The sequence below is a fragment of the Candidatus Nitrospira neomarina genome (genome assembly GCF_032051675.1).
Classification (GTDB): domain Bacteria; phylum Nitrospirota; class Nitrospiria; order Nitrospirales; family UBA8639; genus Nitrospira_E; species Nitrospira_E neomarina.
Window position 1 is genome coordinate 1,327,325 of sequence record NZ_CP116968.1, and the last position, 25,446, is coordinate 1,352,770.

At 49.0% G+C, this 25,446-nt stretch carries 27 protein-coding genes and 1 tRNA gene; 8 read left to right on the forward strand and 20 right to left on the reverse strand.

Annotation, left to right across the window (positions count from 1 at the left end; genetic code table 11):
- Positions 1–26: 26 nt before the first annotated feature.
- The 6 genes from PQG83_RS05905 to PQG83_RS05930 form a co-directional block, all read right to left on the reverse strand.
- Positions 27–1,937, reverse strand: coding sequence for a sensor histidine kinase (locus tag PQG83_RS05905; protein WP_312747773.1), 1,911 nt, complete (start codon positions 1,935–1,937; stop codon positions 27–29).
- Between the two features lie 249 nt (positions 1,938–2,186).
- A complete protein-coding gene (locus PQG83_RS05910) occupies positions 2,187–2,843 on the reverse strand; it encodes a riboflavin synthase (protein ID WP_312747774.1) in 657 nt (218 codons plus the stop codon).
- A 15-nt stretch (positions 2,844–2,858) separates the two neighbouring features.
- Positions 2,859–2,990: a hypothetical protein gene (locus PQG83_RS05915; RefSeq protein ID WP_312747775.1), complete on the reverse strand. Its 132-nt coding sequence runs from the start codon at positions 2,988–2,990 to the stop codon at positions 2,859–2,861.
- Between the two features lie 38 nt (positions 2,991–3,028).
- Positions 3,029–4,219, reverse strand: a complete 1,191-nt coding sequence (locus PQG83_RS05920) for an MFS transporter (protein WP_312747777.1) — start codon at positions 4,217–4,219, stop codon at positions 3,029–3,031.
- Positions 4,220–4,395: 176 nt separating this feature from the next.
- Entirely contained in the window at positions 4,396–5,199 is an 804-nt protein-coding gene (locus PQG83_RS05925; protein WP_312747779.1) for a carboxypeptidase-like regulatory domain-containing protein, read from the reverse strand.
- A 692-nt stretch (positions 5,200–5,891) separates the two neighbouring features.
- Positions 5,892–6,239, reverse strand: coding sequence for an STAS domain-containing protein (locus PQG83_RS05930; RefSeq protein WP_312747781.1), 348 nt, complete (start codon positions 6,237–6,239; stop codon positions 5,892–5,894).
- A 172-nt stretch (positions 6,240–6,411) separates the two neighbouring features.
- Here PQG83_RS05930 and PQG83_RS05935 point away from each other — a divergent pair, with 172 nt between their 5' ends.
- From PQG83_RS05935 to PQG83_RS05945, 3 genes are all read left to right on the forward strand, one after another.
- The gene (locus PQG83_RS05935; RefSeq protein ID WP_312747783.1) at positions 6,412–8,271 is read left to right on the forward strand and encodes a DEAD/DEAH box helicase; all 1,860 of its coding nucleotides are present in this window, start codon (positions 6,412–6,414) and stop codon (positions 8,269–8,271) included.
- A gap of 22 nt (positions 8,272–8,293) precedes the next feature.
- Entirely contained in the window at positions 8,294–9,349 is a 1,056-nt protein-coding gene (locus PQG83_RS05940; protein WP_312747785.1) for a DEAD/DEAH box helicase, read from the forward strand.
- Between the two features lie 267 nt (positions 9,350–9,616).
- The gene (locus PQG83_RS05945; RefSeq protein ID WP_312747787.1) at positions 9,617–10,144 is read left to right on the forward strand and encodes a hypothetical protein; all 528 of its coding nucleotides are present in this window, start codon (positions 9,617–9,619) and stop codon (positions 10,142–10,144) included.
- 138 nt (positions 10,145–10,282) lie between these two features.
- Here the strand turns inward: PQG83_RS05945 and PQG83_RS05950 are convergent, their stop codons facing one another.
- The 12 genes from PQG83_RS05950 to radC form a co-directional block, all read right to left on the reverse strand.
- Positions 10,283–10,633 (reverse strand): gamma-butyrobetaine hydroxylase family protein, encoded by a 351-nt coding sequence (locus PQG83_RS05950; RefSeq protein WP_312747788.1) that lies wholly within the window; start codon positions 10,631–10,633, stop codon positions 10,283–10,285.
- Positions 10,634–10,661: 28 nt separating this feature from the next.
- On the reverse strand, positions 10,662–11,411 hold the full coding sequence (gene recO, locus PQG83_RS05955; RefSeq protein WP_312747790.1) for a DNA repair protein RecO: 750 nt from the start codon (positions 11,409–11,411) through the stop codon (positions 10,662–10,664).
- Between the two features lie 63 nt (positions 11,412–11,474).
- Entirely contained in the window at positions 11,475–12,368 is an 894-nt protein-coding gene (gene era / locus PQG83_RS05960) for a GTPase Era (RefSeq protein WP_312747792.1), read from the reverse strand.
- 88 nt (positions 12,369–12,456) lie between these two features.
- Positions 12,457–12,810, reverse strand: a complete 354-nt coding sequence (locus tag PQG83_RS05965; RefSeq protein ID WP_312747793.1) for an FtsB family cell division protein — start codon at positions 12,808–12,810, stop codon at positions 12,457–12,459.
- Between the two features lie 9 nt (positions 12,811–12,819).
- Complete coding sequence (eno, locus tag PQG83_RS05970) at positions 12,820–14,106, reverse strand: phosphopyruvate hydratase (RefSeq protein WP_312747794.1); 1,287 nt, start codon at positions 14,104–14,106, stop codon at positions 12,820–12,822.
- A 72-nt stretch (positions 14,107–14,178) separates the two neighbouring features.
- Positions 14,179–15,609 carry an Asp-tRNA(Asn)/Glu-tRNA(Gln) amidotransferase subunit GatB gene (gene gatB, locus PQG83_RS05975; protein WP_312747795.1) on the reverse strand — a complete coding sequence of 477 codons (1,431 nt, stop codon included), beginning with the start codon at positions 15,607–15,609 and terminating at the stop codon, positions 14,179–14,181.
- Positions 15,610–15,654: 45 nt separating this feature from the next.
- Positions 15,655–15,969, reverse strand: a complete 315-nt coding sequence (locus PQG83_RS05980) for a YtxH domain-containing protein (protein WP_312747797.1) — start codon at positions 15,967–15,969, stop codon at positions 15,655–15,657.
- Positions 15,959–16,366, reverse strand: a complete 408-nt coding sequence (locus PQG83_RS05985) for a DUF948 domain-containing protein (protein ID WP_312747798.1) — start codon at positions 16,364–16,366, stop codon at positions 15,959–15,961. Before PQG83_RS05985 ends, PQG83_RS05980 begins: the two co-directional genes overlap by 11 nt.
- Before the next feature lie 14 nt (positions 16,367–16,380).
- Positions 16,381–17,853: an Asp-tRNA(Asn)/Glu-tRNA(Gln) amidotransferase subunit GatA gene (gene gatA / locus PQG83_RS05990; RefSeq protein WP_312747799.1), complete on the reverse strand. Its 1,473-nt coding sequence runs from the start codon at positions 17,851–17,853 to the stop codon at positions 16,381–16,383.
- 87 nt (positions 17,854–17,940) lie between these two features.
- The gene (gene panD / locus PQG83_RS05995; protein WP_312747800.1) at positions 17,941–18,288 is read right to left on the reverse strand and encodes an aspartate 1-decarboxylase; all 348 of its coding nucleotides are present in this window, start codon (positions 18,286–18,288) and stop codon (positions 17,941–17,943) included.
- 61 nt (positions 18,289–18,349) lie between these two features.
- On the reverse strand, positions 18,350–18,643 hold the full coding sequence (gene gatC, locus PQG83_RS06000; RefSeq protein WP_312747802.1) for an Asp-tRNA(Asn)/Glu-tRNA(Gln) amidotransferase subunit GatC: 294 nt from the start codon (positions 18,641–18,643) through the stop codon (positions 18,350–18,352).
- 173 nt (positions 18,644–18,816) lie between these two features.
- Entirely contained in the window at positions 18,817–19,539 is a 723-nt protein-coding gene (gene radC, locus PQG83_RS06005; protein ID WP_312747804.1) for a RadC family protein, read from the reverse strand.
- A 138-nt stretch (positions 19,540–19,677) separates the two neighbouring features.
- On the opposite strand from radC, the gene rsmD reads away from it, so the two are divergent.
- The 5 genes from rsmD (at position 19,678) to PQG83_RS06030 (ending at position 23,494) form a co-directional block, all read left to right on the forward strand.
- Positions 19,678–20,274 (forward strand): 16S rRNA (guanine(966)-N(2))-methyltransferase RsmD, encoded by a 597-nt coding sequence (gene rsmD, locus PQG83_RS06010; RefSeq protein ID WP_312747806.1) that lies wholly within the window; start codon positions 19,678–19,680, stop codon positions 20,272–20,274.
- On the forward strand, positions 20,271–20,759 hold the full coding sequence (gene coaD / locus PQG83_RS06015; protein WP_312747807.1) for a pantetheine-phosphate adenylyltransferase: 489 nt from the start codon (positions 20,271–20,273) through the stop codon (positions 20,757–20,759). Before rsmD ends, coaD begins: the two co-directional genes overlap by 4 nt.
- Positions 20,756–21,949: a pyridoxal phosphate-dependent aminotransferase gene (locus tag PQG83_RS06020; RefSeq protein ID WP_312747809.1), complete on the forward strand. Its 1,194-nt coding sequence runs from the start codon at positions 20,756–20,758 to the stop codon at positions 21,947–21,949. The genes coaD and PQG83_RS06020 overlap by 4 nt, the downstream gene beginning before the upstream one ends.
- Before the next feature lie 139 nt (positions 21,950–22,088).
- A complete protein-coding gene (locus tag PQG83_RS06025; RefSeq protein ID WP_312747811.1) occupies positions 22,089–22,529 on the forward strand; it encodes an FmdB family zinc ribbon protein in 441 nt (146 codons plus the stop codon).
- Positions 22,530–22,912: 383 nt separating this feature from the next.
- Positions 22,913–23,494: an OmpH/Skp family outer membrane protein gene (locus PQG83_RS06030; protein WP_312747813.1), complete on the forward strand. Its 582-nt coding sequence runs from the start codon at positions 22,913–22,915 to the stop codon at positions 23,492–23,494.
- A 456-nt stretch (positions 23,495–23,950) separates the two neighbouring features.
- Here the strand turns inward: PQG83_RS06030 and PQG83_RS06035 are convergent, their stop codons facing one another.
- Entirely contained in the window at positions 23,951–24,208 is a 258-nt protein-coding gene (locus tag PQG83_RS06035; RefSeq protein ID WP_312747814.1) for an STAS domain-containing protein, read from the reverse strand.
- A gap of 1,020 nt (positions 24,209–25,228) precedes the next feature.
- A tRNA-Arg gene (locus PQG83_RS06040) sits at positions 25,229–25,305 on the reverse strand.
- Positions 25,306–25,446: the final 141 nt, after the last annotated feature.

Sequence of the window (25,446 nt, forward strand, 5' to 3'; positions counted from 1 at the left end):
GTCGGAGTGCCGCGTGATCAACGATCCTAAGTTTCCTGGTCGTTAAACTTTTTCAGAGGAATATTGACATAAATGGAGGTTCCGGTTCCGGCAGATGATTCAATGGAAATCGAACCATTGAGCAACAGAGTTCGCTCCCGCATCCCGTGCAGGCCAAGATGCGCACCTGCCGCAGCCTTCTGAACAACCGCCTGCGCGTCAAATCCCTGACCATTATCTTCCACAATAAGTCGAATCTGTGCCGGATTTTGCTGTAGAAGTATTGACACGGTGGTGGCCTTGGCATATTTGCCGACATTTGTCAGCGCTTCCTGAACAATTCGATACAACGCGGTCTCCACTGCGGGAGCAAGTCGGTCCTTACTTTGCCAGTTTTGCGCCACATCCACCTCTATTCCATAGGTCGAACTAAATTCGGCTCCATACCGGGCGATGGCTTCCTCTAGTCCAAAGTCATCCAGTACGGTTGGACGAAGACCTTTTGCCAGTCGCTGAACCTCTTGAAGTGTGGTACTCGTAATCTTTCGAAGATCATTCACCCGTGCTCCCATTCCATCTGAGCGTGCCTCATCCTCAGCCGCACGAAGTCCAACCAAAAGAGAAGTCAGAGATTGGCCAATTTCATCATGTAACTCCCGACTGATTCGGCGCCGCTCGTCTTCTTGAGCCGTCATGATTTTGTCCAACAGATGGCTATGAAGCGCCTCAGCGTCTTGAAGTTTTTGGTAAGCCAAGGCATTCTGAATGGCAATAGAGGCCACCTGCGAAACTCCAATCATGGTTTGCTGATCAACATGCGTGAAGCCATTGGCCTTCTCTTTGTTATGAACTTCAATACATCCCAAAAGAGTATCCTTGGCATCGAGAATCGGAATGCTTAAGGCGGAATGAATATCAAAGGCCTGACGAAAATCCTGCTCCATCTGGCGGTCCTCCTGCGCGTGATTCGTAAGATAGGCAGTCTTATGCAGGAGCAGCCAGCCGGGTAATCCCTGCCCCGCAGACCAGGAACGATGACAGAGTTTTATTGTCCGACCTTGAATATATTTTTCACATGTCAACATTTCCCCGGAGGCCAAACCGGCAAACCCAGCATGGGCCTGGACCAGTTGAATGGCTTCTGTCACCAATTCGTCCAGGAGTGTTTCCAGCACAAAAGTGGAATTCAATTTTTCACTTAGACGAAGCAGAGCTCGAATCACATCTTCTTCCTGCTTTCGCTTGGTGAGATCCCCCATCACCGCGGCAAACCCATGAAGTTGATCATGTTCGTCACGTAAGACGGTGATGCCCACATGTCCCCAAAACCTGGACCCGTTTTTGCGGACCAGCCATTCCTCCTTTATGACACTCCCCGAAACTCTCGCCTCAGTCAGGAAATTGGTTGGTTCGCCTGAGTCAATGGCAAAGGGTGCATATAACAGTCTATGAGGCCGCCCCAGAACCTCTTCAGTGGAATAGCCGAAAATATGTGCCGCACCGGCATTCCAACTGGCGACGTTCCCTTCCGGATCCAGCATCACAATTCCATAATCCTTGATACTTTCGGCGACCAAACCAAATCGATCCTCACTCGTTCGAAGAGCTTCCATCGCCCGCCTTCGTTGGAGCGCCAACAGGGTAATGCCCCAAATACCGGCGATACAAAAAGCCCTGTTGATGATGGGAAACCGGAATGGCCAACTCAAGGAGGATGGTGCCCCATCCGAGGTGAAAAATGTCAGGGCAAAGCCTATGATCGTGAGAGCGGTGCATCCAATGGCCACAACATAGACCATCCTTCGTGGCAAACGTTGTGTCGCAAAAAACACCACCCCTGCATACAACATTTCTTCCGCAAATCCTCGCGGGAGCAGAAGATCAAACGTGAAAACCCCACCAGCCAGGATAAGGGTTAGGAAAAAATCTTTGGGGTTGTATAATTTGCTTGAATACATAAGGAGAAAAACCCGTTCTCCTCATTCATAGATGATGGCAGTAAATGCCGGAGCGGGAATCTACCTGGTTCGCGGACGATCGATGCCACTACAGCAACCACACCAGGCGCAAATGATTTCATAGAGTTGCACGATACCCCATAACGTTGCGGGAATGATGATTACAAAGAGCGTGACGACCGCAAATAATCGCCATAGAGGATGTTTGGTTTTTGAAGGAAAATGTTGTGACATGGAATGTAAAAAAAACTATAGCAGGCCTCGTTTTTCAAGATAATCTCGATCGATCACTGTGGCGGGTTTTGGCGAGAGAGCTCCGCTTGATTGCAACAAGCGTTCAACATACTTTCCAATTAAGTCGGATTCCAAATTGACCGTGTCCCCTATTTGCTTCAGGCCCATGGTCGTCACTTTGGCGGTATGCGGAATGATGGCCACGGCAATAGAACGATTCGACACCGCATTGATGGTCAAACTAATTCCATCCACAGTAATTGAGCCTTTCGGCACACAATACCGGATAATTTCCTCTGGAGCTTCAATGGTGAGTTGAATTGAATTTCCATCCTGCTGCCGGGCACGCAAAAGACCAATGCCATCGATATGGCCTGTGACCAGATGCCCCCCTATTCGGGCGTTGAGTGTCATGGCACGCTCCAAATTGACCGGTGTCCCGACAGTAATGGTTCCTAACGTTGTGCAGTTCAATGTTTCGGTGGACACATCCACCGAAAAACCCGTGTCACTCACCTGGCTGGCCGTCAAGCAGGCACCGGCCACACTAATACTATCTCCCAGTTTGAGATCTTCTAAAGTCACCGAAGCCAAAATGAAAAACTTTGCACCCGCTAAACTTTTATTTATTCCCTGAATCGCACCGATTTCTTCAACTATTCCGCTAAACATGTCCCACCTATTTGGTTATTGGAGATCGCTGTCTTTCTTTAAAAGAACATTTTTCACGACCACGATAAAGACCACCACTAAGATCACGACCCCGATGGCCGCCACAATCCCGATGATGAGATCTCCGGTTCCCATTTCTTCATTCATGGCGTTCGACTCCTTTGCCTTCCCCTTCAGGAAAAAGCCTATTGTAACACAACTGGTTTTTTGATCCCCATCATTGTGACACCAAAAAATGCCGCCGTCAGTAATAAGAGGACCCCAATACAGAAAAACCCTCCTCCATAGCCTAACGTGTTGATGAGGAGGCCGGCCAGGAGCGGTCCGACTGCATGCCCGATATCCATAATAGTCCCCCGTAATCCCATGCCAGCTCCGAGATCTTTTCCTTCTGAATAATCAGCAACCAGGGCGGTGGTCGAAGACGTTACCACGGCTTCACCAAACCCAAACATTCCGGCGACCACTAATAAAAGGACATATCCCTGGATTTGGGGAATAAACATGACCATGAGGCCGCACAGGCAAAGCCCTCCAAAAATCAGCGGCTGCCTGGCCCCACGATCAGAAATTCTCCCCATCACCGGTTTGGCAATAAACGAAGTCAACGCCTGCACTCCAAACAACACTCCGATTTCGGCGGCGTTCAATCCAATGGTCAAACCGTACAGCGGCAAAAACGCCATCAGTGTGCCGTTGCCCATCATCTTGGCAGCTTCCACACTACTCGTAATAAGAATGGGTGGAATCTGGCAGACTCGACGGAGGCCTTCGCGCATCTCCTTCCATAGTGTCGGGACGGAATATTGATGGAGCCGCGAGGGTGTGGGCGTTTGGGGGATCAACCAGAAGAAGACCAACGCTAACATCCCAAATAACCCGGCTAAAAAAAACGTGGGGGCAAATCCAAATTGATAGACGATAGCCCCTCCAATCATGGGACCAAGCAGGCCACCACCCTGGGTTGCCGAGGTATACCAACCAAAAGCCTCTCCCCTCCGTTTCGCAAAGAGCTCTGCCACCATCGCTAAAGCCAGCGGCGTAAACATTGCGGTCGCTAATCCATGAAACAATCTGAGAATACCTAAGGTCCAGAGATCCGAGGTAAATGGATAAAGAAAAGGCGGTATTGCAAAGGCCAACACTCCTCCCAACATCAACCGTCTTCGATTGATCTGGTCGGAGAGCAATCCTATCGGAAGCTTGAGTACAATGCCGGTGACTGTTGAGACAGCCACTAAGAGACCGACAAGAAAGGGGCCGGCACCAAGGCTTTCCACAAACAGAGCCAAGGCCGGACGACGCACCATGTCATAACTGACAAAACTACAAAAACCGACGAGACAAAGGCTGATAAATGTCTTTGAATCTTTCATGCTAGAGACCAAACGAAAAGGAGAGCCGGTGAAAGAAAACGGTCATTGCGGGATTCTGAGAAGGAAAACCAAAGTTGAACAATCACATCTTATACGGCTTATAACGTCATGGTCCTGAAGAAATTCATCGACCGCCTGATCAGCCGCCGATCGACCCAATACCCCTTCCAATACGCCTATGGGTTCGATGGGGAATCGAACGTCAGCTCAAGGGTCTCTTGCCGGCCGGAAATGAGCGTTATCTTGGCTTCCTGATAACCCAGCACCGGGTGCCAGGCCCCGACCGTATGTGTGCCCGCAGGAATATCCGTCAATCGAAAAACCCCCTGGTCGTCAGAAACCGTCACATATGGATTCGCAGCCAACAGAAGCCACCCTTCCATAAAGCTGTGTTGATCACATGTCCATTTGATAATGCTGCTACGCCGTGCTTTGAGTGGAAGGGTGGCTTCCCCATCCTTTCCTAAATTAGAAATATGAAAAAGCGGCAGACGGCCGTTTTCCAACATCTCCCATCCCCGGATCTGATGAAGAATGGGATCCCGCATGACCATACGGAGATTTTGATCGGCCAAGGTACCGATGACTCGTGGCACGAATTGACATCGGTCCACCGCCAGGATCGGCTCTTCTTTGGGGAGAGGTTTCCCACGGTCAACCTCTTGAAGAAAAACGACCACATCGGCCAAGTGCAGTTTGGAAGACACACGAACCTTCGGGACAGTGATATAACCTTTTTTGTCCGCAATAGTCTGACAGAATTCGGGGTGGCTTCCCATGGTGACTTTATAGGTTTTGGGCGTTGGAACAGATCCAGCAAATTTCATAACACCAGTGATCGACGCTCCACCGGCAACCTCCTCTTCCTGATAGGCACTCACCGTCCCTCCGCTCAGCGGAGCCCACAACACAAAAATCACGACGACCAGGTATAGGTCAATATATTTTCTTTTCTGACTTTTGACGCGATACCCATCCATGATACACATCTCCTCCCTCACCATTTGTCCTTAAGAGTCAATCCTGACTACCGACACCAGGGAATAACTAAACTGGAAAATACAATCAACTCACAATTCGGGGAACAGTGAAAATTCAGTTCCCGGCGGGCTTCATCTTCAATTCCTCAACACTTCGGCTTGGACCTACGGGGTTGAGTGAAGGGTAACTGTAAAATTTTCCTCCTAATTATGACGTCAATAAAAGCAATCTGACACGATATTTTGCAAAGTATTCTCATTTAGTGATTTCAACATCCCTTCTATCATCATACTCTTCGTCATCGATTCACTCCACGCAGAGTGCCTTTGAGGATGTTAAGATGTTAAAAGGAAGCATCTGTTGATTCATCCATACCCCTTGAGACTTCTCACAGAAAATCATCTTGCCGTTTTCTAGGCCACACTGGCAAGGGCAAGTCACTCTCTTTCTTTCCAAAGGACAGCGGATAGTCGTTCGGTTAGTTTTGGGTGACTTTCATCATACTCACGCAGAGAACGACTTCGATTGATACAAGGTACTCCGTTGTGTGGGGAGAGCCTGAGAAAAGTAAAGAGGTAGGAGAATGCCCTGACTGTCCGGAAACGGAGTGCCTCTTGCGAATCTTCGGTGTTAGGATCTCATGGATTCAAGTACAAACACCATTTTAATGAATACTTGGAATAAGCAGAACTTAGGAGGGAGAGACTGCAGATAAGGCGTCCTGTTCTGACTGGCACACTGAGATGAGTTCATGGATTTGGAGATTTTGAAGCAATTCCCCAACACATCCTTGTGGCTGAATCCAACTTATTCTGCGACGTAATTCCCTAAATTGATAGGAGCACAACACCAGAAATCCTAATCCAGCACTATCCACAAACGTTAAGCCTTTGAGGTTGAGAATCAGATGCTCTTGTTCGGTATGGCAACATTGGTTAATAATGGCCTTAACATGCCATCGAGAATGCATATCTAATCGACCATGAAAATCTACGACGGTCGCGCCTCGAATTCCACGTATAATAACTTCAATGGCCATAATCTTACGAAACCTTATCGGTCCAATATGCCAGACCTTAACGAGCGTTTCTTCTTCGCGGCGCATCTTCCCCAACCCATAATAACGACAAAGGCCTGGTTCCTTTTCTTTTATTCGACCTGTATCATATTAGTGTTTTCCTCCACCGACTCCTGCTACAATTTCATCATCCATGCCACCGGCCATTCATCCTGTTGATCTCATAGAAATACTCCGTCGGCATCGCTTGACTCCGGCGATTGTCTTTTTGACCTCTCGCCGGGCCTGCGATGAGGCCATTGATACCTTCGCCCACAGTTCCGCCAGGATGTCGACTCAACGTTCGGAGGCTATTCGGGAATTTCTGGAGAAATTCATCAAAAACTTCCCGAGTGTTGAGCACCACCCCTTAATTCCTGTTGTGCAGGAATTTGGAGTCGCCGCTCATCACGCCGGGCATCTCCCTTCCTGGAAAATTGCGATTGAAGAACTCATGCGCCAGGGATTGTTGGATGCCGTGTTTGCCACAACGACCTTGGCCGCGGGGGTCGATTTCCCGGCACGAACCGTCGTGATTACCCAATCCAGCGTACGCAAATCGCAGGATTTCACTGATCTGACCAACAGCGAAATTCAACAGCTGGCCGGCCGCGGTGGACGTCGAGGCAAAGATTTGGTGGGTGTGGTGGTCATTACTCCCTCTCCTTACATTGACTTAAACATCCTTGGCAAAGGACTCACAGGCTATCCGGAACCGATCGACAGCCAATTTGTGGTGTCCTATCCCATGGTGCTTAATCTGCTGAAGGCCCATTCCCTGGATCAGATTGAGGGATTACTCGCAAAAAGCTTTGCGCAATTTCAGCTGAATCAACGATCAAGCATCCATCAAGATCATCTGGATCAGATCAAGGACCAATTAACACCCTATGGACCCCGGGAATGCGCCGATTGGATCACTCAGTGGAAAGGCTTTGATCTGGCCCGCCGCCGCAAAGCGCACCGACATCCTATCGTCACCAAGGACACGCCCTTTTTGACGGCCTGCCTGCCTTTTTTGACTCCAGGACGCCTCATCGGACTGCCAAAAGGTCCGGCGATTATTCTCCGTCAATATCGAAGTCGTGGAACCTTTGCCCCAATGTTATCTGTGATTCGGGCGAAAGGCACCTTGGGTGAGTGTCCTGCCCATTCGGTCACTCAGGTTTACGACCGCCTGTTTGAGTTTCAGCCCTCTCGCACTATTCCCTGGTGTCAGCCTCAGGTGCTGGCTCAACTCAAGAAAGAGCTTTCCCAATTGCCTGCGCGTCTGCCTACCGTTCCGATTTTGCCGGAAACCCAGGAAACAGAAGATCCGCTTCTCGCAGAAATATTAACGGAGGAATTTCCCTGTCCCACCTGTCCCTCCCACCCGGCCTGCAAGAAAGACTTTCCTCTGGCGTCGAAACTTCGCCAGAAATCCCAGCAATTGACCAAAACGATACAAGCTCTCCGTGATGGATTGTGGCACCGGTTTCAACAAAAAGCCGACGTACTCCATAAATTCGGATATATCACCGCCAACTCGCAACTCACGGCTGACGGTGAATGGGCTAGACTCATTCGTATTAACCATTCCCTACTCATCACAGAACTGATTCGTATGGAGGCCTTCTCGGGTATTGCTCCAGGATTGTTAGCGGGCGTGATGGCGAGTATTTCCCATGATGATGATCGCCCAGGATCCTACATGCGCCTCCCGTCTGGACTGGCCTCCATGTTGACACAGGTGCGTGCTGTCGCTGATTCCTTGAGCCCGTATGAACCCCCGCCCTTGTTGCGCTCAGATGTCGCGGCACTCGTGGAAAGTTGGATCGGGAACCCTCAACTCACATGGGCTTCACTGGTTCGTTCCACATCCATGGCCGAAGGGGATGTGTATCGCCTTTTAGCCAGAACCTTGGAATTTCTCTCCCAAATATATGGACTCAAGGTGACGCATCCCGGCTTGGCCGATACCGCCCACTCCGCGATGGTGACCATGCGCCGGGAAGTCCTGCAAGAACTTCCATAGCCACAGATGGGAACGTACCGCCATGCATCATGATGATCTCAAGCGCGAACTCCAAAATTTACCGGTAAAATATTTACATCACATGGCCAGGGGCCGCATCCATCGACATTTTCGTCTCGGGAAACATCGCCTTGTTGAATTAATGCTGGCCTTTCCACCGGACCAGATTCTGGCCATCGAAACCGAACTGCAGCAGATACTGACCATCCGCCAGGAACGCCTGGCCGCGCAAGAAGCCCGCGCCGCAGCACGCCCTCAAATTCCTGATTCGCCCTTTCAAGCAAAAAATCGTCCCAATAAGAGGAGGCCCACCTTCGGCCCTGTTCCGCCATCGATTACGCTCAAGCAAATATTGGAAGGGATTGGAGTTCCTGAGCCTCAACCCTTCGTTCCGGATCCCTGGCAAACCGAGGCGGTGGAACATCTGGCGCATTCAGATGTCATTGTGAGCGCTCCGACGGGAAGCGGAAAAACCTATGTCGCCATCCAGGCGATCAGGCAAGCGATGGCACTGAACCAAACGGTGATTTACACCTCTCCACTCAAAGCGCTGTCAAATACAAAATTCATGGAATTCACCCAGCTTTTTGGACCGGATCAAGTCGGAATTTTAACCGGAGACCGGCGTGACAATGCTCAGGCCCCGCTCCTGGTCATGACGACCGAAATTTTGAGAAATTTATTCTATGATGCCGCCAGCGGGGAGATTGATTTACGGCTGCATACTTTGGGGCTGGTTATTCTGGATGAATCCCAATATCTCGCCGATCCAGAGCGTGGGGTGGTGTGGGAAGAAACCATTATTTTGTGTCCATCCCAAGCACGGCTTCTTCTTCTCTCAGCCTCTATCGGGAATCCTCAAGATCTGGCTGAATGGCTTCAATCCATCAGGCCTATTCCCTGCCATCTTATCCGCCATGCCAAACGATCCGTTCCTCTTCGAGGGCTGTATCTGCATCCTACAGGGCAACTCGTTCCGCTGTTCAAAAATCAAGATATTCATCAAGGGAAAGGTTATACTTTTCATCCAGAAACAAAGCAGCTGTTCGCTGAATACGAAATTAAACCATTTCGTTAATAATCCAATTCAGCCAACCGGCACATCCATCATTAACTAAAGCAAAACATTAATTTTAATGGCACTGACGTCTGTGATAAAAAAACAACATATTGTGGTAATTAATATACGTTAGGGTCTTCAATATATTGTCAATATTGTCATTTTACGGGCAAAAACTCACATTCCACACAATTGTTTTTTAGCATAAATTTTGCGTAATCCTTGTGGAGTTTATTTAAAGTTGGCTTTTTTGTGAAATAGGAATTCTTAGGAATCATTTTAAATATGAACCACAAACCTCTTGTCTCAACTCATATCAGGTTTATCCTGGTGAGTCTACTTTCGATCATGGTTATAGGCTGCCAGAGTCTTCAGCCAAAATCTACCGGAGAACTGGCCATGGAGGATCATGATTTCCTTGGGATTTGGGACGCTTATAACCACTGTGTGAATAGCTCTGATGTCCAGCACATGCAAGCCAATCTTGACGTGTTAGCCTCTGCACCGAAACCGATCTCACTGGACGACTCTCCGATTCCTGTCCCCGCATTTCTGAAAAAATGGTCTACCGCAAGAGGTTCCCGCCTGGCTGTCGATCCACGAGCCATGGCTGCCTCCTGCTCAATTCATCTCGCAGAAGTCGCTCAATTATCAGCAGATTGGCCAACGGCACTGCGCACATTTCAGGAAATACTGAAAAATTTCCCGGAACCTCAATATGCCTTCTACGTCAGTAAAGCCAATCAGGCGATGGAACAACTGACCACTGTTCGCCCTGTGTCTCTTGCTTTCCAGGAAGCCCTGGTTGAATAAACTCCTATCCTCCCTAATTTTTCCCTCAATTTTTCAGGTTTCCAGTTGGCGTTTTTTGAAAAGGTGTCTTTTGAGCCATCATTTCAGCACATCGATGGCGTTTCCTGCGGATCCTGAGACAAAGAAAAACAGAAGAAGCTAGAGGAGTTGCTTGCTTTTGGGTTTATTGGGCTGGCAGACATCACATTGGCACATGCGGCGAAGTGCCGTATAGGAATAGAGTCCGGTATCATGCCCGTCACTCCATTTAAATCGGAAGGCATAGCGCCCAACCGGTTCTATATCCTTCAAGAGTATGAGAAGTGGGATAGAGTCCGGCTTAAGACGCAACTCGCCGGTCCATTCGTCCGTACAGGCCGCACAGGGGCAATGTTGCCGCAAATACCGAACCGGGTAAACGCCCTTATGCCCATCACTCCACGTAATGCCCAAGACCCCGTTATCCAGCCATTCCATATCCGTCGGTTCCAGTGATGCTTGAGAAGTCATACCTGATTGTCCTTATGAGTGGTGGGCATTAGGAGACCCATTGTTCAAATGTTGGAAGAGCTTTTCCGACGACCGCCTGAAAGTAGGCTTCAATCGCCTCCTCCACCTCAACCCTGACCGTTCCGATCGCTTTTAGTCGTGACAAACTAGCCATAGGGAGGCGTCGAGCTTGTTCAATAAACGCTAAACTGCCTTTAGAAATTGACAGTAACCGCCCTATACCCCGTTGACCACAACCGTGGCAGACCATCCCCCCTAATCGAGGAGAAAACCACTGAGGCATATGAGGGGAGGCAATAGTTCCGCATTCAGTACATCGATCAATTTGTGGACGAAAACCAGTATAGCCCAGCACATGAATTTGAAATAATAATGTGGTGAGGCCCAGGTCTCTCTCAGGAACCAAGTGTTCCAGGGCATATATCAGTGATGAATACATTTCCGGATTGGGATCACGATCGGCCGTAATCATCTCCACCATATGCACCATCTTGGCAGCGGCTGCCATCACATTTAAATCTTCTCGTAGAGCTCTAAAGTTTCTGACCAGATCTATTTGACTAATTTGCCCCAACGCGTCTGGGGTTTTTTGAAATAGCGTGACATCAACAATCCCAAAAGGCTCAAGAACCCCCCCGAAGCGTGTCTTCATCCGGCGTGCACCACGTGCGGCGCCTCGAATTTTTCCCAAATCGGCGGAATACAGAGTGACAATTCTGTCAGCATCACCCCATCGTTGGCTTCGAATAATAACCGCGCGAGTTCTTAAGAGCGGCATGAGTAATCTACAAGTACGGTCTATAGGTCAGACATGAATACTGATGAAATTATCACGAATTTTTCACCCATATCCCAGTTCATTCAACACCTGAATATTATCGCGCCAGCCTTCCTGCACTTTCACCCACATCCGGAGATAAATCTTCATGCCGAACAGTCGCTCCATATCTAACCGGGCACTTTGACCAATCTCTTTGAGGCGCATGCCTTTTTTCCCGATCACAATCCCTTTTTGACTTGTTTTTTCCACAAGAATAACGGCCCGTATGGTTGTCAGCCCTGGTTCTTCCTGAAATTCCTCGATCAACACACCCACAGCATATGGTAATTCATCGTACGTCTGGGCTAGAACTTTTTCACGAATGAGCTCTGCAGCCATATGGCGCATTGGCTGATTGGTCAAAAAATCTTCGTCATACATTAATTCCGAACACGGGGTCAGACACGCAAAGGTTAATTCCACTAATTGCGGGATATTTACCCCGGTCTTGGCAGAAATGGGGATAATTTCTGTCCACGGAAACCATGTGCGGTATTGATCAATAAGGGGTAGCAGCCTGGATTTGGCGACAGCATCGGCTTTATTTAATAATAAAAATACCCCCTTAAATGGTCGCTCTTGATGAGACGACATAATCTGCTCCAGGACTTGTCGGTCCCCAGGACCCGGCAAGACCTGACTGTCCACGATCATATAGACCACATCGGATTGAGTCAGGGTGCCTAACGCCGATTCCACCATCTGTGTGTTCAGGCGATGGTGAGGGGTATGGAGGCCAGGCGTATCAATGAGAATGAGCTGACCTTCAGGGTAATGCCCGACCCCTAAAATCAGGTTTCGAGTTGTTTGTGGTTTATCGGAGACGATGGCGATTTTTTCGCGTACCAATGCATTGAGCAACGTCGACTTGCCGACATTGGGTCGGCCGAGAATGGCTAATTGGCCTGATTTCATAGCAAAGCTTTCAAGTATGGGAAAACCGAAGAAGCAGCAATGAATGAGTATGAAGGGTTACAGGGGTATGGCGCAAGAAGTCTTGCCGCTAAGGTCTGGCCGTAAACGAGGAAGGGACCGGCTCCACAAATTGATACACCACTTCTCCCTGTCGAACCATACCCAAACGATTTCGGGCCAGTTCTTCCAGTCGTTGCGGGTCCCGTTGAATACGGAGGATATCTTCTTCAATCGAGGCATTGATATCTTGTAACTGCTGGATTTGTTCCGTCAAATGCTGACGCGTTTCCCGCATATGAAAATATAAAGGCAATCCATCAGAATTAAAAAACATGGTCCCCGCGAGCACACTCATCATCAAAAAAGCCCCAACCATTGGAAGGCGCTCCAACAGATCACCCCCAAGCCCGGTGGACGCCCGTTTTTTATTATTGGGACGCATACGAGAAAATTATGTTTGTACTGGAAGAACGGCTTTCCCGCGATATAAGGCCGCTGAGCCTAACGTCTCCTCAATCCTGAGTAACTGGTTATATTTGGCCAAACGATCCGTACGAGACAGGGAACCTGTTTTAATCTGCCCAGCGTTTAACGCCACAGCTAAATCCGCAATGGTCGTATCCTCCGTCTCACCGGATCGGTGGGACACCACCACTCCATAGCCGGCCCGTTGGGCCATACGCATCGCTTCAATCGTTTCCGTGAGTGTGCCGATTTGGTTCACTTTGATCAAGATAGCATTCGCAATGCCTTCACGGATCCCTCGTCCCAAAAACTCGACATTAGTCACAAATAAGTCATCACCGACAAGCTGGACTCGATCCCCGAGATGATCCGTAAGCTGCTTCCATCCAGTCCAATCACTTTCATCAAGCCCATCTTCAATGGAGACGATCGGATACTGCTTCACTAACTTGGCATAATACTCAACCAGCTCTCCTGAGGACATTTTGGGTTTAATCCCATTCCGCACATGATACACCTTTTTCTCAAAAAACTCGCTGGCCGCCGCATCAAGAGCCAACACCACATCTTTTCCTGATCGATAGCCCGCTTGGTGAATCGCTTGGACAATGAAATCCAGGGCTTCTTCATTCGATCGGACGGCAGGGGCAAATCCGCCCTCATCCCCGACCGCCGTGCTCATGTTTTTGGATTTCAAGATGGCCTTCAGATGGTGGAAAATCTCCGTTCCCATCCTGAGGGCTTCGCTGAAACTTGTCGCCCCAACGGGCATGATCATGAATTCCTGGAGATCAAGCCCATTATCTGCATGCGCACCACCATTAATAATATTCATCATAGGCACCGGCAATTCCCGAGCCGAAACCCCGCCAAGATAGCGAAAGAGGGGAATTCCCAGCTCCTGTGCCGCCGCCCGCGCCACGGCTAACGATACGCCAAGAGTGGCATTGGCCCCTAATCTGGTTTTGCCTTTAGTTCCATCCAGTTTAATCAATCGGGAATCAACGCTCACCTGGTCCTGGGCTTCCATGCCTCGAAGAGCCGGGAGCATATGCTTTTGAATCCCAGCTAAGGCCTTCGCGACACCCTTGCCCATCCATTGCTTTTTATCCCCATCTCGCAGTTCCAAGGCTTCACGGGTTCCCGTGGAGGCACCAGAGGGAACAGCAGCACGACCAGCCACGCCACTGGCAAGATGCACGTCCACTTCAATCGTTGGATTCCCGCGAGAATCCAGAATCATCCGTGAGGTCATGTTCTGAATAAGACTCATAGAAACTGTCATTCCTTTAAATCGTGAATAATGGCACCTGTCTTAATCTTGTACCCTGAGATGAGTCTTAGATCAAGATGCAAGATGCTGTTTCAATAGCGCATTGACCTTGCCAGGATTGGCTTTTCCCTGTGATGCCTTCATCACCTGGCCCACCAAAAAACCTAATACGGTTTCCTTCCCGCCACGATATTGCTCCACTTGAGCAGAATGCTGGGCCAGCACCTCCTCTATCAATTTTTCCAGGACACCCTCATCGGAAACCTGGACCAGCCCTTTTTCATTCACCAATTGCTCCGGAGTTTTCCCACTCGCATAAAATTCCGGGAAGAGATCTCTGGCCACTTTTAAGCTGATCGTCCCCTCTTCTACCAATTGTAAGAGTTCAACCAATTGTTCGGGACTTACCGGGGAAGATTCGGGACCGGTGTTAGCGGTATTGAGCTCACGAAGTAATTCGCCCATGACCCAGTTACTGACCGTTTTCGGATGGGGAAAGTCTTTCACGCAGGCCTCGAAATAGTCGGCCAGGTTTTTTGAATCGGTCAGAAGTTTTGCATCGTACTCAGGGAGATGATATTCCGTCACAAATCGCTTCATGCGGACAGCCGGAAGTTCCGGAATAGTCTGACGCAACGATTCTATCCACTCTGCATCCAGCCGGACGGATAGTAAGTCAGGATCGGGAAAATATCGGTAATCATGGGCCTCTTCCTTGCTTCGCATGACAACCGTATGCCCTTTTTGAACATCCCACAGCCGGGTCTCCTGGCGGATCGTTTCGCCTTCCGTTAATGCCTCTGTCTGCCTGGAGATTTCAAAATCTAAGGCCTCTTTGGCAAAACGGAAGGAATTGATATTTTTCAATTCGACCTTGGTCCCAAGAACGTCCTGCCCGCGTGGACGAAGCGACACATTCGGTTCACAACGAAAACTCCCCTGTTCCATATTCCCATCACAGACATCCAGATAGACCAAAAGATCATGAAGGGTTTTCAAATAGGCATCAACCTCGTCGGACGAATGTAAGTCGGGTTCGGTAACAATTTCTAATAATGGGGTCCCCGCTCGATTTAAATCGACACCACTCCCCTCCACTGGGACATCGTGAACATTTTTCCCGGCATCCTCTTCCAAATGAGCCCGGCGAATGCGCACGCGTTTTGACTCCCCGTTGACGGAAATGTCGAGCCATCCTGGTCCGCAGATCGGCAAATCATATTGCGAAATTTGATAGCCCTTCGGCAGATCAGGGTACAAGTAATTTTTTCGGGAGAATTGATTGGTCAGTGTGATCTCGCAGTGAAGCGCGAGTCCTGTGCGTACGGCCATTTCCACCGCACGTTGATTGAGCACCGGCAAACTTCCAGGTAACCCCAGACAGGTTGGACACACCTGCGTATTCGGAGGAAGACCGAAAGAAGTCGGACAGCCACAAAACAATTTCGTCTTTGTTTGGAGTTGGGCATGCACCTCAACCCCGATAACTGGTTCATAGGCCATAACGCAGCAGAGCCACTCCTCTCGATTTCGTCTTTTTTTTGAATTTTAATCCAGGGATTTCATTTCACGTTCACGGCGCATGGCATCCCGGCCCGCATCTAAGGCTTCTCGCACGGCACAGGAAATTTCTTCCACCAGTTCACGGCCACGACCAACGACATCCTCTACCGCATCAGTGGCCCGCTCCTTCATGTCTCGCAAATCTTCACCCGTTCGCCGGGCATAGCCCGTGATTCGTTCTCGGGAATCTCTTCCCGGCTGAGGAGCTAACATGATCGCCGTCACGGCTCCCAATAACGCTCCACTTAAAAATGCCAACGCAACCGATCCTGCTGATGCACCTGAATGATTAGTTGCCATAGGATGGCCCTCCTTTTTGTTCTTTATGTACACGTTTTTTGATAGTCGAACTGGCTGCTTTGAGTCCGGCAAGTAAACTGGAAACGCCCACAGCAAGGGCACCCCCTTTCCCGCGAACAGTCTGATGGACCTGATTGACGGTTTCCCCCACATCTCCAACTGCATTCAAGAAAATGGTGGCCCGATCCATGCCAAGCCTGGCTTGATCCGTTAAAGTTAAAATGTTTTCGTTGGTCCCCTTGACGTCTTTCAATATTCCCGGCAACTCATGGTTCAGGCGAATCAGCAGACGTTCTGATTGCCCCACGGTGCGTTTCACTTGAAGAATCATTGGAACCAGGTAGCCCACCAAGACCACAAAGGCCACGGCAATGATGATCGCTGCCAAATCCACCATACCTCGCTATCCTTTCATGACCGAATCACGGGTCGTTTCATTCGCCAGTCTGTGGCTTGTTCATAGGCATAGGCCGCACGCAAGACCATGGCTTCTTCAAACGGACGCCCCATCAGTTGTAATCCGATAGGAAGTCCCATTTTACTCAAACCACAGGGAACCGACATCGCTGGGAGTCCGGACAAACTCGCAGGAATCGTATAAATGTCGGACAAATACATTTGCAGGGGATCGTCCAATCGCTCTCCTAATTGAAAGGCGGGCGTCGGCATGACCGGACTCACCAACAAATCGACTTCCTGGAACACGGCATCAAATTCCTGTTGAATCAAGGTGCGAACGGCTTGAGCTTTCCCATAATATGCCTCGTAATACCCCGCGCTCAGGGCATAGGTTCCCAACATGATACGCCGTTTCACTTCAGGGCCAAACCCTTGCGACCTGGTGCTCCGATACATCTCTGCCAATTCCCGGGATTCCTTGGCACGAAACCCAAACCTGACCCCATCATAGCGAGCCAAATTAGAGCTGGCCTCTGCCGTGGCAATGAGGTAATAGGTCGCAATGGCCTGTTCAGTGGAAGGCAACGTCACTTCTCGAATGGTCCCGCCTAACTCCTGCAACACCTGTATGGCATCCTGAACCTTTTCGCAGACTTCTGTATCAAGCCCATCAGAAAAATATTCCCGCGGCACGCCGATAGTGAGTTTCTTGAGGTCTTTCTTTTTCACGGCTTTGGTGAAATCCGGGCAGTCACGATTAGCGGAAGTCGAATCCATCGGGTCAAATCCGGCAATGGCATTCAGCATGATAGCGGCATCAGTCACGGTTTTGGTAATAGGACCGATTTGATCCAAAGATGAGGCAAAGGCAACCAATCCAAAGCGAGACACTCGTCCATAGGTAGGCTTTAACCCAACCACACCGCAACAAGCCGCTGGTTGTCGAATTGACCCGCCGGTATCAGAGCCTAATGCCGCCACACATTCATCGGCTGCCACCGCAGCCGCCGATCCTCCGCTGGATCCTCCCGGTATAAACTTTTGATTCCACGGATTTCTGGACGGCCCAAACACTGAATGTTCCGTGGACGAACCCATGGCAAATTCATCCAGATTGGTTTTGCCCAGAATCAAAGGTTGGTGAGTTCGAAGACGGCCCATCACTGTGGCGTCATAAGGAGGAACAAAGTTTTCCAACATTCGAGATCCACAAGTCGTCCGGATCCCTTCTGTGCAAATATTATCTTTAATACCTAATGGCATGCCCATGAGCGGTTGTGTTTTTCGCCAGGCTTTCAGTCCATCATCAATCGCTTTGGCTTGTTCGAGGAGCGTCTCTTTTGGTGTCAAGGTAATATAGGCTTTGATTTTCGGCTCCACCTGGCTGAGCCGCAGCGAATAAGACCTGGCGATATCCACAGCACTAATCTCGCCAGCGGTAAATTTACCCTGAAGATCTTTTAGCGTAAGTTTAAATAGAGACATACAAACCCGATTCTGGGATGAGTGGGTAAAAAGGAAATGGAAAGAAACAGGCCTTCAACCGGAGCAACCCGTTCACACGGGAATTGGTTACTTTGCTTTATTCTGGTGATCGACTTGGATAATTTGAGGGACGTGCCGCTTGGCTTCTTCATCATTAAATAATTCATAACAAAAAATAATGACCTTATCGCCAATCACTCCCAACCGGGCTGTGGGACCATTTAAAATGATCTCTCCTTTGCCCCGGGTGCCTGGAAGCGCGTAAGTCGAAAACCGCTCTCCGTTATTCAAATTGGAAACCATCACCGCTTCATAGGCCATTATTCCCGCTCGATCCATCAGGTCTTCGTCAATCGTTAAACTACCCTCATAGTCGAGACTGGAATCGGTAACGGTCGCCCGGTGAATTTTACATCGTAACAATTGTCGATACATATTAAATTCCTATTTTACTTGTCATGCTCAAATCGAGCGTTCTCAATATCTCGCGTGGGCTCTATTTTCCTAATATATTCGGGACGACAAAAAATCCATTATGTGATTCTGGGGCATTAGCCAGCGCCTTCTCCACAGACAAGCATTCGCTTGGGCTATCCTCACGGAACACCTGTTCCTCATGAGCGACGGAGGCCGTGGGAGGGACTCCCTCCGTCGACACCCCTTGTAATTGATCCACATACGATAAAATATGATTCAACTGGTCGGCAAACATGGGTTTTTCCGCTTCCGATAAGTCTAAGCGGGCTAATTGGGCGACATGTTCGACTTCTTTTTGAGTGATAGAGGCCATATCTGATCCTTATGATGCAGGAATTAAACAAACATGGAGACACTGCAAGTGGAAACTACAACACCACGTATTTTTACCATGAATTTCTCATGAAAAGCTACTCAGAACAAAGGATTGAACCAGCGGTGGGAAAAGTGGAGATCGAGAAAATCTAGAGAAAGAAGCTGAGGCAATCAATGGTCAAACGTGGACGTTGAAGAAAGGAGAAAGCCTTCGTCCGCAAAACTCACATAGCGCCCATCCCCAATCACAATGTGATCCAACACTCGGATACCCAAAATTTCCCCTGCTGCCATAAGTCGACGGGTTAGGGCATGATCCTCCTCGCTGGGATGAGGGTCACCACTTGGATGATTATGGACAAAAATGACTGCTGCCGCAGATTCTCGTACGGCCAGATTAAAGACTTCTCGTGGATGAACAATACTCACCGTCAAACTTCCCTCGGAGACAGTGACATCTCGGATAAGCCCGTGTTTGGCATCTAACAACAGGGCTTTAAAGACCTCATGCCGAAGATCACGCAATAAAGGATAGTAGTGTTGATAAATATCATGGCTATGATGAATCCGTAATCCCGCAGTTAACGGAACCGCCAATGCCCGCTTTCCCAACTCAACGGCTGCGAGAATCTGGGCAGCCTTTGCAGGACCAATTCCTGGAACAACACACAATTCTTGCAAGCTTCGATTGGCCAAACCCCGCAGTCCCTTAAGCCGGGTGAGGAGGTCCAATGCCACATCCACTGCCGAGGAATCGGGTCGACCGATTCGTAGAAGGATGGCCACCAGTTGAGCATCCGATAAACCCTGAGCGCCATTGTTCAGAAGGAGTTCACGGGGCCGTTCCTTCTCAGGCCAGGATTGAATCCCTTTTTTGAGTTGTGGGTCATTCATATTCATAATACCAGGGTTTGCCATTCGAGAATGGGTTGAACTATACGCAGCTATTTTTCACCCCGTCAAAAACGATTCTTCCCATTCTGTCATTGAGATTGTTGAGGTTTCCAGAACTATGATATCGTCCACTCCCATATGAAACCATCTTCTATCCGGATCGTTGCAGGGCAATTTAAAGGTCGAACAATCCCTACGCTTCCTGGGCGAACCACCCGTCCGACTTCCCAGCGGGCCAGAGAAGCCCTGTTTTCTATACTGGGTGGCCAGATTCAGGATGCCACCGTGGCTGACCTATTCGCGGGGACAGGAGCAGTGGGGCTGGAAGCCCTAAGCCGTGGAGCGACTAAGGCGCTTTTTGTTGAGGAAAATCCATTGGCCGGAAGGAGTATTCAGCAGATGCTTACCCAACTCAAGGTTAGCCCTTCAAGCCAGGTCCTCATTGAGGATGTGTCACTCGCCATACAAAATTCAATTTTGGTAGGATGGCGTCCGTTTGACATGATATTCATGGACCCCCCTTACCGGCTCCAGAATGTTCAACAGATCTTGCATCATTTAGAAGAAGCGGACGTCATGGCCCCAACCGGTCGACTCATTTATGAACATTTCCATAAAACCACTCCTCCAATTCCCCTTGGGAAATGGTCGCTCATCCGAACCGCCCGCTATGGGGATACGGCGTTGACGTTTTACCGGCCCGTTTCTCCGACCGTAAAAGATTTTGACCAATGACTATTGGCATTTATCCAGGGACATTTGATCCTATTACCCGGGGCCATACCGATGTCATTGCTCGAAGCCTCAGGCTGGTCGAGCAGGTGATCGTCGCCGTGGCTCCCAACCCTCGAAAAGCCCCATTGTTCGACTTAGACGAACGAGTCCAATTGGCCAAAATCGCCACAAGTGACCTCAAGGGTGTCACGGTTGAACCGTTTGACGGCTTACTGGTGAACTACGTCAGGAAACGCGGGGCTTTGGCCATTATTCGTGGACTAAGAGCCGTGTCAGATTTCGAACATGAATTTCAAATGGCCCTGCTGAACCGAAAACTTGACTCTAGTCTGGAAACTGTCTTCCTGATGTCGAGTGAGGAATTTTCCTATCTCACCTCCAGCATGGTCAAAGAGGTCGCCTCGGTTGGCGGTCCCCTCCACCATTTTCTTCATCCCGAGGTTGCCGAATGGCTCCAGGGTCGATTACGGAGAAATGCCAAATGAACCTTGCCTCGCGAACGACCCGCATTACCCCCTCCCCCACGTTGCAACTCTCCGCAACGGTGAAAGCCCTGGTCGCGCAAGGGCAGCAGGTCTTCGATTTTACTGCTGGAGAACCCTCCCTGGATTCTCCTGAAGAGGCCAAAGAGGCCGCCTATCAAGCCATTCGCTCCGGCTTCACCAAGTATACGGCCGTCACCGGTATTGATGATCTAAAAGAGGCCATCATTGAAAAATTTCAGCGTGACCAGGGGCTGACCTATTCAAAATCGCAAATCCTGGTATCGTGTGGAGCCAAACACACCCTATTCAATCTTGCATTGGCATTGTTTGAGGCCGGAGATGAAGTGATCATTCCCGCACCCTATTGGGTCTCTTATCCTGAACAAATCCTCGTGGCAGACGCCAAGCCTGTTTTTTTGCCCACTTCCGAATCCTCAGGCTATGCCATTGACGTGAAGGCGCTGGAATCCGCGGTCACTGATCGCACGAAGGCGATAATTCTGAATTCTCCGTGTAATCCGACCGGGAGCATGTATGACCGGAAAACGTTGGAAGGTATTGCCCAGATAGCGCTTCAACATGATTTGCTCATCATTTCTGATGAAATTTACGAAAAGATGGTTTACGACCGGCACCAACACCATAGCATCGCATCACTTGGAACAGACATTGCCAAGAACACCATCATTGTGAATGGGGTGTCAAAAACCTATTCCATGACGGGTTGGCGGATTGGCTATGCCGCCGGCCCCGAGACGTTGATTAAAGCCATGGGTGACATCCAAAGCCAAAGCACCTCAAACCCCAGCTCCATCTCCCAAAAAGCAGCGGTTGGGGCCATCCGGGGGGCAGATGCGTTCATTGAACACATGGTGAAGGAGTTGGATATGCGACGAAAGGCCATTGTCGAAGGGTTAAATCGGATCCCGGGTATTCACTGTCCTATGCCTGCAGGCGCATTCTATGCTTTCCCGAGCGTTGCTCAACTCCTGGGCCGTCGGTTCAAGGGAGAATCCTTGTCCACGCCGTTGGCATTTGCCAATTTTTTTCTTAAAGAAGCCCAAGTGGCGTGCGTCCCTGGTGAACCGTTTGGCAGTCCCACGCATCTGCGGTTTTCCTATACCGGAACCTTGGAGGTCATTGAAGAGGGCTTACAGCACCTTACCGAGGCCGTAGCTAAACTTGAATAGCCTTTTACTCTCCGCCCAGAGTTTCATTTTTTTCAATTCGGGCACCACCAAACCTTGACCTGAACAGAATCAGCCTTATCCTTTATACACGTATGGTTACCATTCCCCTTAATTGACGTTTACTTTCTGGAGGTATCCCGTGCCCATTTATGAATATCAATGCACCGGTAGCGGTGAGCGATTTGAAATTCAACAAAAAATGTCTGATCCTCCTATTCAAACCTGCGATCAATTATCCTGTGGTTGTGGCAAAGCTGAACCCGTCACTAAAGTCATCTCAGCTCCCGCCATCATGTTCAAGGGATCGGGATGGTATGTCACGGACTACTCGGACAAACTCAAAGCGCCCGAGAGTAAATCAGAGAACAAAGGGAAACCCGCTGACACCAGTACAAGCGAATCCAAAACAGACAACAAGGCCGGTTCGACCAGCTCTGATAGTGGGTCCAGTTCAACAACCACCCCATCCGCATCTTCCGATGGGTCTAAGGGATCAGGGACGGCTTCGGGATCAGGGACATCGTCCAGTTCCAGTGCCTCCACTGGATCCGTGGCTTCTTCATCGAGCAGTAAGTCCTAACTCCTCACGCAGATGCATTGGCCTGGGACATCTGTGCAACATTCTGACAATCACCGGAATCCAGTCCCCACCATAACCAAACTTAAATTGCAGCCCTAATTCCTCAGACCCTCCGAACATATGATCTCATCTATCAAAGTGATCAGCCCTCGCAACGAACCCATATTCGACCTTCTCCTCATGAGGAGCGAATATCTTTTGCCTCTTGGCAGCGAGAGATATCAGAGCCCTAGGCAACGGCAATACTGTTTATCCACAAGGAGTTGTGACTCTTGACAGCTCCGCCTACCGTCGGTACTGTCATCAGGTTTACTCGGAATTTCAGCCTCTTCGGCATCTCAGCCCGAATGGAGGATCATCCTTTAAACGCTAGAGGGAAAAGCATGAAGAAGATGTGTGTGAATGGTTTGTCAAAAATTGTTGGGGTCCTATTCATCACCGGTATCTGTATCCTGAGTGTGGCTTTTGAACAGCCCGCCTTTGCCGCAGGAAAAGATTCCTTTCGCGTCGGTGTCCTTGATCCTCAAGCCGTGATTGAAAAGTCAAAGGCGGGAAGCCGCGCCTTGGCGGCTTTAAAGGAACATGCCCAAGCCAGAGAAACCGTGATGAAAAACGATCAAAAGGAATTGGAGAGTCTTCAGGAAGAACTCAAAGCCGCAGAGTCCAACTCCAAGCTGAGTGAGGAGGAGCAAAAACGCAAACAAGAACGGTTTGCACAAAAATATCAAGCCTGGCAAAAACAAGGTCAGGATTTCCAGAATGAACTCGGGCAAAAACAAAAAGACCTGGTTCAGGAATATATGAAGAAAATCGAAGAGGCCACAAGCGCCGTCGCCGCACGCCATGGCTTTGATGTAGTCATTGATAAAGGTAGTGAGAACACGCTAAAAATTGTGCTGTACAGTAGAGATGGGTTAGATCTCACAAATGAAGTCGTGAAGGAATTTGACCGTCGATTTAAATAACCGTCGATTCATAGCAAGGTTTTACATAATCTCCCCTGTGGGTCAAACTCACAGGGGATTTTTGTATCCCCTCGCCTTCATATTATGTAAATAGAAATCTCCACTGTTTAACGGTCAACAAAAAATTCTACAAAACTTAGATTGGAATGGAGTCGAACCCCATCATACAGGCAGGGTTCTTGTAGACCACAGAATTTTTCGTGAGCGACAGGCTCGAAGGAACCAGTGGTGGACGTTCCAATCCATCCGCCCTAATGCCCTCGAAACAAGCGAAGGATGAGCGAAGGAATCCCGGGCAACTACGGCTTTCGGAATAAATAAAGGAGGCTGGATGAGAAAATTTTAAAAAATAATAGAAAGAAAAAACAGGAGTCAGCGCACACTGTCTCTGACAGCCTCTTCCTCGGTCTGATAAATGGGAATGACCTGAGGCAGGTTAGCATATTCAAGCAATTCTCATACATGGGATTGAGGACTCACAATACTCAATCGAATGCGATCGGACTTCATCCGCTGATACCAAAGAAACATCTGCCCCAATCCCATCGAGTCAATCCAGGTAATGTTCGAGAAATTGAGAATAATATGATGGCATCCTATTTCCTGAGCACCCAGAATGGCCACTTCGAGGCCAAGCTTAGAGTCATAATCAAAACGACCAGATAACTCCAGAACCTTTGTATCCCGGCGAACATGTTCCCTGACAGTCAGCATTTCAGACTTCCTCTTATTGACCTTTTCGGCAATCACACAGTAAAAATTTACTGATCTCAAAAGAAGACACAATAATCAGATTCCCCAACCGACCCTGGGTAATACAAAGCCTCGCACTCAACCCATCCAGATATTGCTTTCGATTCAACAACATCCCTTTGATTGCAGTAGTCTAAAAAATAAACTGAGCCCTTGAGGGGAAAGGCTTTTATACTCCATTCTCTATTGTAGCTTTTTTCTTCAACAGTGATTCCTGGCGTTCCTGCTAAATCATCAATCCAATATTCATTTTGGTGAGTTGTGAAAAAGAAGGATCGAGTTTCATAGCCATGCCATAAGTATTCAGAAGTAAAGTTTCATTCGAAAACGTGTCCAGCCGGAATGGGCTGCTGGCTTTTTAAATATCGAGCAGGTCAAAAAACATCTTCGCCTTCACCTCTTCTGTATATGATCCGGCCATTTGAAGGTACTGACAGAGAACCCTCCAGTTTGTTGACCGTATTTTAGGGATAACTTCAGCAAAAGATGGAAGCACAGTGGACCAACCCATTTAGCCCCATGGGAGGATTTTGAATGATTTTTGGAACACCCTGCCGGAATCATTCTTGGGAGGAACCGAGGCGTGACAATGACCATATTCATATAACTCCCCTTTTTTACTCATTCTAGTGAGCTAATCGCGGGTTAAGGATGGTAGACCTTGATCGTGGCTGAATGGGGGTCCGGGAGACTTTCTTGAATGAACAAAAGCAACAACCTTCTCCGGCGGGATGCAGATGGTTAAATCCAAGAAAGGATTATTCTTTTTACCATCATTGCAACCCGAGGGTAATGAGGATGCCCTCAGGAAGTGGCATACCCATCTAAGCCAAGCGCACCTTCAATTAATCTGTAACAAAGAGTCCGAATGGATGACCCAAAGTGAGGATTAACAAATAGTGGGTAATTGGAACCAAGCTTGAGGATGCAATTGGATCCGTTAGATGAGGTCTTGCAACGACATGATTGTTTTGGTGTAGGTGGTGCGCCCGGCAGGAATCGAACCTGCGACCCCCGGCTTAGAAGGCCGGTGCTCTATCCAACTGAGCTACGGGCGCATGATAGGAAAATCGCATAGTTAGGGAGTTTGAGTCAACGACCTGGCAGCCTGGGGAGCCAATTGTTGCATTCGTCATTTCAGCCCAGAAAATCAAACACAGTTTTTGAATGAGGGGGATCATGTGCTCCACAGAAACGAA

Excerpts from the sequence above, each read along its gene's own strand:
- PQG83_RS05945 (WP_312747787.1), top strand. The coding sequence starts at position 9,617 with ATGAACCACAAACCTCTTGTCTCAACTCATATCAGGTTTATCCTGGTG.
- PQG83_RS06030 (WP_312747813.1), top strand. The coding sequence starts at position 22,913 with ATGAAGAAGATGTGTGTGAATGGTTTGTCAAAAATTGTTGGGGTCCTA.
- eno (WP_312747794.1), bottom strand. The coding sequence starts at position 14,106 with ATGAGTCTTATTCAGAACATGACCTCACGGATGATTCTGGATTCTCGC.
- PQG83_RS05905 (WP_312747773.1), bottom strand. The coding sequence starts at position 1,937 with ATGTATTCAAGCAAATTATACAACCCCAAAGATTTTTTCCTAACCCTT.
- PQG83_RS06020 (WP_312747809.1), top strand. The coding sequence starts at position 20,756 with ATGAACCTTGCCTCGCGAACGACCCGCATTACCCCCTCCCCCACGTTG.
- PQG83_RS05925 (WP_312747779.1), bottom strand. The coding sequence starts at position 5,199 with ATGGATGGGTATCGCGTCAAAAGTCAGAAAAGAAAATATATTGACCTA.
- PQG83_RS05920 (WP_312747777.1), bottom strand. The coding sequence starts at position 4,219 with ATGAAAGATTCAAAGACATTTATCAGCCTTTGTCTCGTCGGTTTTTGT.
- PQG83_RS06035 (WP_312747814.1), bottom strand. The coding sequence starts at position 24,208 with ATGCTGACTGTCAGGGAACATGTTCGCCGGGATACAAAGGTTCTGGAG.
- panD (WP_312747800.1), bottom strand. The coding sequence starts at position 18,288 with ATGTATCGACAATTGTTACGATGTAAAATTCACCGGGCGACCGTTACC.
- gatA (WP_312747799.1), bottom strand. The coding sequence starts at position 17,853 with ATGTCTCTATTTAAACTTACGCTAAAAGATCTTCAGGGTAAATTTACC.
- PQG83_RS05965 (WP_312747793.1), bottom strand. The coding sequence starts at position 12,810 with ATGCGTCCCAATAATAAAAAACGGGCGTCCACCGGGCTTGGGGGTGAT.
- recO (WP_312747790.1), bottom strand. The coding sequence starts at position 11,411 with ATGCCGCTCTTAAGAACTCGCGCGGTTATTATTCGAAGCCAACGATGG.
- gatC (WP_312747802.1), bottom strand. The coding sequence starts at position 18,643 with ATGGCCTCTATCACTCAAAAAGAAGTCGAACATGTCGCCCAATTAGCC.
- PQG83_RS05950 (WP_312747788.1), bottom strand. The coding sequence starts at position 10,633 with ATGACTTCTCAAGCATCACTGGAACCGACGGATATGGAATGGCTGGAT.
- radC (WP_312747804.1), bottom strand. The coding sequence starts at position 19,539 with ATGAATGACCCACAACTCAAAAAAGGGATTCAATCCTGGCCTGAGAAG.
- PQG83_RS05935 (WP_312747783.1), top strand. The coding sequence starts at position 6,412 with ATGCCACCGGCCATTCATCCTGTTGATCTCATAGAAATACTCCGTCGG.
- PQG83_RS05930 (WP_312747781.1), bottom strand. The coding sequence starts at position 6,239 with ATGGCCATTGAAGTTATTATACGTGGAATTCGAGGCGCGACCGTCGTA.
- PQG83_RS05985 (WP_312747798.1), bottom strand. The coding sequence starts at position 16,366 with ATGGTGGATTTGGCAGCGATCATCATTGCCGTGGCCTTTGTGGTCTTG.
- gatB (WP_312747795.1), bottom strand. The coding sequence starts at position 15,609 with ATGGCCTATGAACCAGTTATCGGGGTTGAGGTGCATGCCCAACTCCAA.
- coaD (WP_312747807.1), top strand. The coding sequence starts at position 20,271 with ATGACTATTGGCATTTATCCAGGGACATTTGATCCTATTACCCGGGGC.
- PQG83_RS05910 (WP_312747774.1), bottom strand. The coding sequence starts at position 2,843 with ATGTTTAGCGGAATAGTTGAAGAAATCGGTGCGATTCAGGGAATAAAT.
- PQG83_RS05940 (WP_312747785.1), top strand. The coding sequence starts at position 8,294 with ATGCATCATGATGATCTCAAGCGCGAACTCCAAAATTTACCGGTAAAA.
- PQG83_RS05980 (WP_312747797.1), bottom strand. The coding sequence starts at position 15,969 with ATGGCAACTAATCATTCAGGTGCATCAGCAGGATCGGTTGCGTTGGCA.
- era (WP_312747792.1), bottom strand. The coding sequence starts at position 12,368 with ATGAAATCAGGCCAATTAGCCATTCTCGGCCGACCCAATGTCGGCAAG.
- rsmD (WP_312747806.1), top strand. The coding sequence starts at position 19,678 with ATGAAACCATCTTCTATCCGGATCGTTGCAGGGCAATTTAAAGGTCGA.
- PQG83_RS05915 (WP_312747775.1), bottom strand. The coding sequence starts at position 2,990 with ATGAATGAAGAAATGGGAACCGGAGATCTCATCATCGGGATTGTGGCG.